The organism is Pseudomonas sp. (assembly GCF_030696055.1).
GTDB lineage: Bacteria > Pseudomonadota > Gammaproteobacteria > Pseudomonadales > Pseudomonadaceae > Aquipseudomonas.
The window spans coordinates 1-7,993 of the sequence record NZ_JAUYNP010000145.1 but is presented as its reverse complement, the minus strand read 5'-3'; the positions used below and the strand labels follow the sequence as shown (position 1 = coordinate 7,993).

The window sequence follows — 7,993 nt, the reverse complement described above, 5'->3', positions numbered from 1 at the left end:
GTCAGGCGGTAGATGAGGCGATGGTCGAATCGGTAAACGATGAAGAGGTGTTGCGCGCGCGCATGCAGGAACTTCTGGATCTTTACCGCGAGCTGGTCAGTGTTTGCCAGGCCGAGCAGCAGCGCTTGGCCCATGAACTGGTGCAGTTGAATCAATCCCAGCAAGGGGCCAAGGTTTACCAGTTGTTTGGCTGAGATTGGCACGCATGGCTGCGTGCCAGTCCCCACCGCTGCCAGTCAGCGGGCAACGTTCGAGGCACCCTTTATTCCACGGCGGTCAATTCTGACAACCGGCCTGCAGCAACTCCCTTCTTTACAAACAACTGCTTAGCCTGTATCCAGGTAAAGCAAAAAAATCACGCCATAAAATTGACTGCGAACAAAAAATTGACTTAACTAGTGGCCAATTGCCGACGCTAGGTTGGGTGACTTTGGCTGTCAGGCACGCTTTTTCACTCCAGGATCAGATATAAAAATTATGTGGCGTGAAACCAAAATTCTCCTGATTGACGATAACAGCGAACGTCGTCGTGATTTGACAGTGATCCTGAATTTCCTGGGTGAAGACCATCTAGCCTGTGACAGCCAAAGCTGGCGTGAAACCGTCGCGCAACTGGAGTCCAGTCGCGCCCTATTGAGCGTGCTGCTTGGCGAGGTGCAGGCAAAGGGTGGCGTGCTGGAGATGCTCAAGCAGTTGGCGGCTTGGGATGAGTTCTTACCGACCCTGTTGCTTAACGAGCAAGTGGCCGCCGAGTGGCCGGAAGAGCAGCGCCGCAGTGTGCTGGCCAGTCTGGAAATGCCGCTGAGCTATAACAAGCTGCTCGATTCCCTGCACCGCGCCCAGGTCTACCGCGAAATGTATGACCAGGCCCGTGAGCGTGGTCGGCAGCGCGAAACCAACCTGTTCCGCAGCCTGGTCGGTACCAGCCGGGCGATTCAACAAGTGCGGCAGATGATGCAGCAAGTGGCCGATACCGAGGCCAGCGTATTGATTCTCGGCGAGTCGGGCACGGGCAAAGAAGTAGTGGCGCGCAACCTGCACTATCACTCCAAGCGCCGTGACGCGCCCTTTGTGCCGGTCAACTGCGGCGCGATTCCCGCCGAGCTGCTGGAGAGCGAGCTGTTCGGCCACGAGAAAGGCGCCTTTACCGGGGCTATCACCAGCCGCGCTGGGCGTTTCGAACTGGCCAATGGCGGCACCCTGTTTCTCGACGAGATTGGCGATATGCCCCTGCCGATGCAGGTGAAATTGCTGCGAGTGCTGCAGGAGCGCACCTTCGAGCGGGTCGGCAGCAACAAGACGCAAAGCGCCGATGTGCGGATCATCGCCGCGACCCACAAGAATCTCGAGAAGATGATCGAGGACGGCAGTTTCCGCGAAGACCTGTATTACCGACTGAATGTCTTCCCGATCGAAATGGCCCCGCTGCGCGAACGCATCGAAGATATTCCGCTGCTGATGAACGAGTTGATCTCGCGCATGGAGTTCGAGAAACGTGGCTCGATACGTTTCAATTCCGCGGCCATCTTGTCGCTGTGTCAGCATGACTGGGCGGGTAATGTGCGCGAACTGGCGAACCTGGTTGAGCGCATGGCGATCATGCATCCCTATGGGGTGATCGGGGTGGGGGAGTTGCCGAAGAAGTTCCGCCATGTCGATGATGAAGACGAAAGCCTGGTGGCCAGTTTGCGCGATGAGATGGACGAGCGCGCCACCCTCATGGCCGGCCTACCGGGTATCAATTCGACGGCCATGTTGCCGCCCGAAGGTCTGGACCTGAAGGACTACCTGGGCAACCTGGAGCAGGGTTTGATCCAGCAGGCCCTGGATGACGCCAGCGGCGTGGTGGCACGCGCCGCCGAGCGCTTGCGCATACGCCGCACCACCCTGGTGGAGAAGATGCGCAAATACGGCATGAGCCGGCGTGACGAAGAAGAGCAGGACGATTGATTTGTACTGGCTCTGGCAATAGTCAGTGACTTGGCGTCTGCCAGCCCAATAAAGCCGAAGGATTGACGCCGCCTTCGGCTTTGTTTTTTAAGTGTTTGTAATATAAGGATTATTTTTTAGGCACGGGTATTGCTATCTCTCAGGTAACTGACTGTCTTATGACGGCTCGCTGCGCGAGAGAGAACGATGAACGCCAACGCCCAACGCCCTGAAAATCCCGAAGTCGCTCCGATCGAACAGGCCAGCCGTGCGGGTCTTGAGCAGGCCTTTGCCTTGTTCAATCAGATGTCGACCCAGCTCAGCACCTCCTACAGCATGCTGGAAGCCCGGGTCACCGAGCTGAAGGGGCAGTTGGCCTTGGTCAGCGCCCAGCGCATGCAGGAGTTGGCGGAGAAAGAGCGCCTGGCCCATCGCCTGCAAAGCCTGCTGGATCTGCTGCCTGGCGGGGTGATAGTCATAGATGGGCAGGGCGTGGTGCGCGAGGCCAACCCGGTGGCGCGCAATCTGCTCGGCCAGCCCCTGGTCGGCATGCTCTGGCGTCAGGTGATAGCGCGCAACTTCGCCCCCCGCGAAGATGACGGCCATGAAATCTCCTTGAAAGACGGCCGCCGCTTGTCGATTGCCACCCGTTCGCTGCATGCCGAGCCCGGACAGCTGGTGCTGCTGACCGACCTGACAGAAACCCGTCGCCTGCAGGATCAGCTGTCGCGTCACGAGCGCTTGTCCGCCCTGGGGCGCATGGTGGCGTCCCTGGCTCACCAGATTCGCACGCCGCTTTCCGCGGCTCTGCTCTACGCCAGCCATTTGACCGAGCAGGAGCTGCCGGTCGAGCAGCAGCAGCGCTTTGCCGGGCGTTTGAAGGAGCGCCTGTATGAGCTCGAGCACCAGGTGCGCGACATGCTGATCTTCGCCCGGGGCGAGCTGCCCTTGCCGGATCGCCTCGCGCCCAAGGCCTTGTTCGATGCGCTACGCGCCGCGGCCGAACCCCATGTGCTGGATATGCAGGTGCGCTGGCAGTGCGACTGCCACGATGGCGAGCTGTTGTGCAATCGCGACACCCTGGTCGGCAGCCTGCTCAATCTGCTCGAGAACGCGATTCAGGCCGGCGGGCGCGAGGCGCGGCTGAAGGTCCATCTATACCGCCGTGGCCAGGCGCTGCGCCTGTGCATCAGCGACAACGGGCCGGGCATAGACCCGGCCACCCTGGCGCGCCTCGGCGAACCCTTCTTTACCACCAAAACCACCGGTACCGGGCTCGGCCTGGCCGTGGTCAAGGCCGTGGTGCGCGCGCACCAGGGGGATGTGCAGCTGCGCTCCCGGCCGGGGCGCGGCACCTGCGCCATTCTGACGTTGCCGCTGCTTGGCGCGACGCAACCCTTGATTCAGGAGTAAGCATCCATGGCTGCCAAAGTTCTGCTGGTCGAAGATGACCGCGCCTTGCGCGAGGCTCTGGCCGATACCCTGGCGCTGGGCGGGCACGATTTCCGCGCGGTGGACTGCGCCGAGGCGGCGTTGCTGGCGATCGGCCAGGAGCCTTTCGGCCTGGTGGTCAGCGACGTCAATATGCCGGGCATGGATGGCCACCAGTTATTGGCGCAGATCCGCCAGCGCCAGCCGCAGTTGCCGGTGCTGTTGATGACCGCTTATGGCGCGGTGGAGCGGGCGGTGGATGCCATGCGCCAAGGCGCGGCGGATTATCTGGTAAAACCCTTCGAACCTAAGGCCTTGCTGACCCTGGTGGATCGGCATGCCTTGGGGCGGGTGAGCGCGACCGAGCAGGAGGGGCCGGTGGCGGTAGAGCCGGCCAGCGTGCAGCTGCTGGAGCTGGCTAAACGGGTGGCGCAAAGCGATTCGACCGTGCTGATCACAGGCGAATCCGGCACCGGTAAAGAGGTGCTGGCGCGCTACCTGCACCAGCAATCGCCGCGGGTCAACAAACCCTTTATTGCGATCAACTGCGCGGCTATTCCCGACAATATGCTCGAGGCGACTCTGTTCGGGCATGAGAAGGGCGCCTTTACCGGGGCCATTGCCAGTGCGCCGGGCAAGTTCGAGCTGGCCGAGGGCGGCAGCATTCTGCTCGATGAGATCTCCGAGATGCCCCTGGGCCTGCAGGCCAAATTGTTGCGCGTGCTGCAGGAGCGCGAGGTGGAGCGGGTCGGGGCGCGCAAGCCGATCAGCCTGGATATCCGCGTACTGGCCACCAGTAACCGTGACCTGGCCGGCGAAGTGGCGGCGGGGCGCTTCCGCGAAGACCTTTACTATCGCTTGTCGGTATTTCCGCTGGCCTGGCGACCGCTGCGCGAACGCCCGGCGGACATAGTGCCCCTGGCCGAGCGCCTGCTGGCCAAGTACGTGAAGAAAATGAATCACCCACCGATTCGCCTGTCACCCCAGGCGCAGCTGAGCCTGATCCAGCACGGCTGGCCGGGCAACGTGCGCGAGCTGGACAATGCCATTCAACGGGCGCTGATCCTGCAGCAGGGCGGTTTGATTCAACCCCAGGATCTGTGCCTGCTGGCGCCCATAGGCTCGGCAGTCTTGCTGGCGCAGCCGCCGCTGCTGGCGGTAGTGCCCAGCGCCGCGCCGGTGGCCCTGGAGATGCCGCCGGCCGAGGCGGGGGCCTTGGGCGATGACCTGCGCCGGCACGAGTTCCAGATGATTATCGACACCCTGCGGGCCGAACGCGGGCGGCGCAAGGAAGCCGCCGAGCGTTTGGGCATCAGCCCACGCACCCTGAGGTACAAGCTGGCGCAGATGCGCGACGCGGGTATGGATGTGGAAGGCTATCTATTTGCCAGCTAAGGCTGGCAGCTGCAGGCGAGAAGCTGCAAGCGGCAAGATTCGTAGGGAGGGTCATTGACCCGCGCCGTTCGGCCTTGTGGTCAATGGGGTGATGGGTTGTGCGCCGTCTTTGTATGGCGGTGCTTTGGGGCGTTGGCGGGTTGCGCCGCTGCGCGGCCCGCCCTACGCTCTGGGCACCTTGCTCTAGCCCTGCCAAGGAGTAGGCGCGCCGAGCAGGCGGCCCATGGCGCCGTACAGCCCCAGCTCCTTGAGTACGGCCAGCTCACCCTCGGTTTCCACCATTTCGGCAATCAGCGGCAGGTCGATGCTGTTGGTGGCGCGGAACACCGCCTCGATAAACATGCGTTTGTCGCTCTCCTGGTCGATGGCGCGGATATAGGTGCCATCGATCTTCAGGTAAGCCAGGCCCAGATGGGTCAGGTTGCCGATCAGGCTGAAGCGTCCACCGAAGTGCTGCAGGCCCAGGCTGAAACCGGCCTGGCGCACCGCCTGGCTGAGGCTTTCCAGCTCGGCGGCCGGCGGCAGGTGGCGTTCATCCACTTCCAAGGTCAGCAGGCTGGCTTGCTGCGAGTGCTGTCTCAGCATTTCCAGCAGGCGCTTGCGGCTGGCCGGTTCGCGCAGGGTGGCCGCGGATAGGCTCAGGGCCAGTGGCACCGCATGTTGCGCCAGATGCGCCAGGCTATGTTCGAGCATGGCCAGGTCGAAGCGCGTGGTCCAGCCCAGGCGTTCGATCCAGGGCAGGAATTTCCCGGCGGCTATGGCCTCGCCTTGAGGGTCGAGCAGGCGGGCCAGGACTTTCTGGTGCAGCAGCTGGCCGCGATCGGCGCATTGCGTCACCGGCTGGAAGTACAGCTGCAGCTTGCCCCGGTTCAGCGCATCGTCTATCCAGGCGCGCCAGTCATGCAGGCCCTGGGTTGGTTGGGCGTTGTAGTCGTCCAGGCGCACCCAGTCGCGGCTCGGGTCGTTTTGCGCCTGGGCCAGGGCCTGGTCGGCGCGACCTATGACCTGGCTGGCTTCTTCGCCGGGACGGAAGGCGGCGATGCCCATATGCGCCACCGGCGTGCAGTCGCTGGCGCCGGTTTGCCGCAGGCTTTCCAGACCGCCGTGCAGCTCGTCGGCCAGCAGATCGGCTTCCTCGCGGCCAATGCCGGGAGCCAGCAGGCTGAACTCGCCGCCGCGGCTGCGCGAGGCCAGCCAGTCGGCGCGATTGGTCTGGTTGAGCAGGCGTTTGAGCAACTCGCCTATGGCGCCGATCAGGGCGTCGGTGCGCTGGCCGCCCAGGCGCTGGTTAAGCCCGGCCAGGTCGTTGACCCGCAGCAGGATCAGATAGCCTTCGGCGTGCTGTTCGGAAACCACCAGCTGGTTGGCCAGGCGGATGTCGAACAGGCGGCGGTTGGCCAGGCCGGTGATGCTGTCCTGATAGGCCTCCTCGCGCAGCTTTTCACTGCGCGCGGCTTCCTCGGCGAACAGGGTCTTGAGCTTTTCCACCATCTGGTTCATGGCCATGACCACGCGCTTGAGTTCCGGCGTGCGCGGCACCTTGGGCAGGGTCATAAACTCGCGCCGGGAAATTGCCTGGGCCTGTTGCACCATGGTGTCCAAGGGGCGCAATTGGGTGCGCAGCAACCAGCCTCCGAGAATGGCGCTGATCAGGCCGCACAGCAGCAGCCAGAGCAGGCTGCCGATGGCGCTGTCCCACAGCTTGGCCAGGGCGAACTGCGGATGACTGATCACCTCGACCCTGGCCGCCTGTTCCCAGCCGCGCATGATCAGCGCATCGCCGCCCTGTGCCTGCAGATTGACCAGCTGGGCGAACCAACTGGGTACGGTCTCCGCGGTCGAGTCGCTGCTGCGCTCGACTATCACCTGCTCGTCGGGGATGCGCATCACGCGGATGCTGGCGAAGTAGCCGCTGTCGAAGATCGAGCTGACCATCAGCTCGATCATCGCCGGATCATCCACATGCGGCGTCATCGACAGCCCCAGTGCGGTGGCCGCGTCCTGGGCATGGGAGCGCAGCTGGCTGATCAACTGCTCCCGAGAGCTTTCCACCCCGGCGATAAAGCTGCCGGTGAAGGCCACCACCAGAAACAGGCAGATGGCGAGAAATAGCTGCTTGAGTAGCGACATAGGTTCCTCCTAGCCTTCGCCGATGGCGAAGCCCTCCGCACGCATTTTTTTCAACAGATCCTGCCAGCGTGAGAGCTTCTTGCTGTCGCCCTTCTTGCTGCTGGAGCCCGGTAAGTAAAGCCCTTCGGCGTTAAACGCATAGACCGGCAGCAGATCCCGGCGCTGTGAGGCCGGCTTGATCTCGTTGATCAGGTTATCCAGCACCAGGGGTATGGCGCTGGGGCTGGCGTAGTAGGTCAGCACCATGTGCGCCTGGTTGTAGTTGAGCGCCTTGACGTAAGTGATGCGCAGCTTGTCGCTGGGGATGCCGAGACGGCGCAGGGTGAAGTACTTGGCAATCGCATAGTCCTCGCAGTCGGCGCTGCCTTTGACCAGGGCCTCGATGGGCGTCGCCCAATAGTCGTTTTGTCGCCAGATGCGGATGTCGTCGGAGAAGCGGAACTGCCGATTGAAGAAGCGGTTGACCTCGCGCAGCTTGTCTTGCTCGGCGCTATTGCCGCTGGCTTTGATCAGCGCATCCCAGGCTTGAATGCGCTGCTTGGCTGAACCCAGGCTGCCGTAGCGATTTTCGGCATTCTGCAGAATCAGGCCGAAGTCCCAGTTGGCCAGGGCGCTGGTCAGCCCGATCAGCAGCACCAGCCCGACCAGCAGCGTCCTGTGCAGGTGCTTTAGCCATCCATGGGTGGGCTGAGGTGGCTGCATGTACCGCGTCTCGGTCAAAGATGGGGGAAGTCTAGGCGTTAGTGGTGAGTTCTGCCGCGCGGCTGCGCACGCTAGCTGTAGTTGTGGCTGAGGGTTATGGGCGGCTGGCTTGGGGAGGGCGCGCAGGCTTGGCCAGGGTCTTCTGCCTGAGGATATACAGGCTGACCAGGACTGCGCTGCTCAGCATAAACAGCCGGGCCCAGAACAGCGGCACCAGGTAGCTGGAGATGCCGATGCTCAGCCACATCAGGCCGATGGCGTAGACCTTGGCCTTGAGCGGAATGCCCTCGCCTGCGAGGTAGTCGACTATCCAGGGGCCGAGCCGAGGGTGGTTGACCAGCCACAGGTAGAAAGGCTTGGAGCTGCGCATAAAGCAGGCGGCGGCCAACAGCAGGAAGGGTGTGGT

At 62.8% G+C, this 7,993-nt stretch carries 6 protein-coding genes and 1 pseudogene; 4 read left to right on the top strand and 3 right to left on the bottom strand.

Features of this window, described 5'->3' with window-relative positions; genetic code table 11:
• From Q8Q83_RS08615 to Q8Q83_RS08600, 4 genes and pseudogenes are all read left to right on the top strand, one after another.
• Positions 1–194: pseudogene (locus Q8Q83_RS08615) on the top strand (flagellar protein FliT); the annotation flags it as partial.
• 283 nt (positions 195–477) lie between these two features.
• Entirely contained in the window at positions 478–1,950 is a 1,473-nt protein-coding gene (locus Q8Q83_RS08610; RefSeq protein WP_305622877.1) for a sigma-54 dependent transcriptional regulator, read from the top strand.
• Positions 1,951–2,136: 186 nt separating this feature from the next.
• Positions 2,137–3,342, top strand: a complete 1,206-nt coding sequence (locus tag Q8Q83_RS08605) for a PAS domain-containing sensor histidine kinase (RefSeq protein WP_305622876.1) — start codon at positions 2,137–2,139, stop codon at positions 3,340–3,342.
• Between the two features lie 6 nt (positions 3,343–3,348).
• Positions 3,349–4,755: a sigma-54 dependent transcriptional regulator gene (locus Q8Q83_RS08600; RefSeq protein WP_305622873.1), complete on the top strand. Its 1,407-nt coding sequence runs from the start codon at positions 3,349–3,351 to the stop codon at positions 4,753–4,755.
• A gap of 183 nt (positions 4,756–4,938) precedes the next feature.
• On the opposite strand, the gene lapD is transcribed toward Q8Q83_RS08600, so the two are convergent.
• The 3 genes from lapD to Q8Q83_RS08585 form a co-directional block, all read right to left on the bottom strand.
• Positions 4,939–6,885, bottom strand: a complete 1,947-nt coding sequence (gene lapD, locus Q8Q83_RS08595) for a cyclic di-GMP receptor LapD (protein ID WP_305622871.1) — start codon at positions 6,883–6,885, stop codon at positions 4,939–4,941.
• A 9-nt stretch (positions 6,886–6,894) separates the two neighbouring features.
• Entirely contained in the window at positions 6,895–7,587 is a 693-nt protein-coding gene (gene lapG / locus Q8Q83_RS08590; protein WP_305622869.1) for a cysteine protease LapG, read from the bottom strand.
• A 94-nt stretch (positions 7,588–7,681) separates the two neighbouring features.
• The coding region (locus tag Q8Q83_RS08585) for a YbaN family protein (RefSeq protein ID WP_305622867.1) at positions 7,682–7,993 on the bottom strand (312 nt) is incomplete at its 5' end.

Bases quoted from the DNA above. Each gene is read 5' to 3' on its own strand.
- lapD (WP_305622871.1), bottom strand. From the start codon at position 6,885: ATGTCGCTACTCAAGCAGCTATTTCTCGCCATCTGCCTGTTTCTGGTG.
- Q8Q83_RS08610 (WP_305622877.1), top strand. From the start codon at position 478: ATGTGGCGTGAAACCAAAATTCTCCTGATTGACGATAACAGCGAACGT.
- lapG (WP_305622869.1), bottom strand. From the start codon at position 7,587: ATGCAGCCACCTCAGCCCACCCATGGATGGCTAAAGCACCTGCACAGG.
- Q8Q83_RS08605 (WP_305622876.1), top strand. From the start codon at position 2,137: ATGAACGCCAACGCCCAACGCCCTGAAAATCCCGAAGTCGCTCCGATC.
- Q8Q83_RS08600 (WP_305622873.1), top strand. From the start codon at position 3,349: ATGGCTGCCAAAGTTCTGCTGGTCGAAGATGACCGCGCCTTGCGCGAG.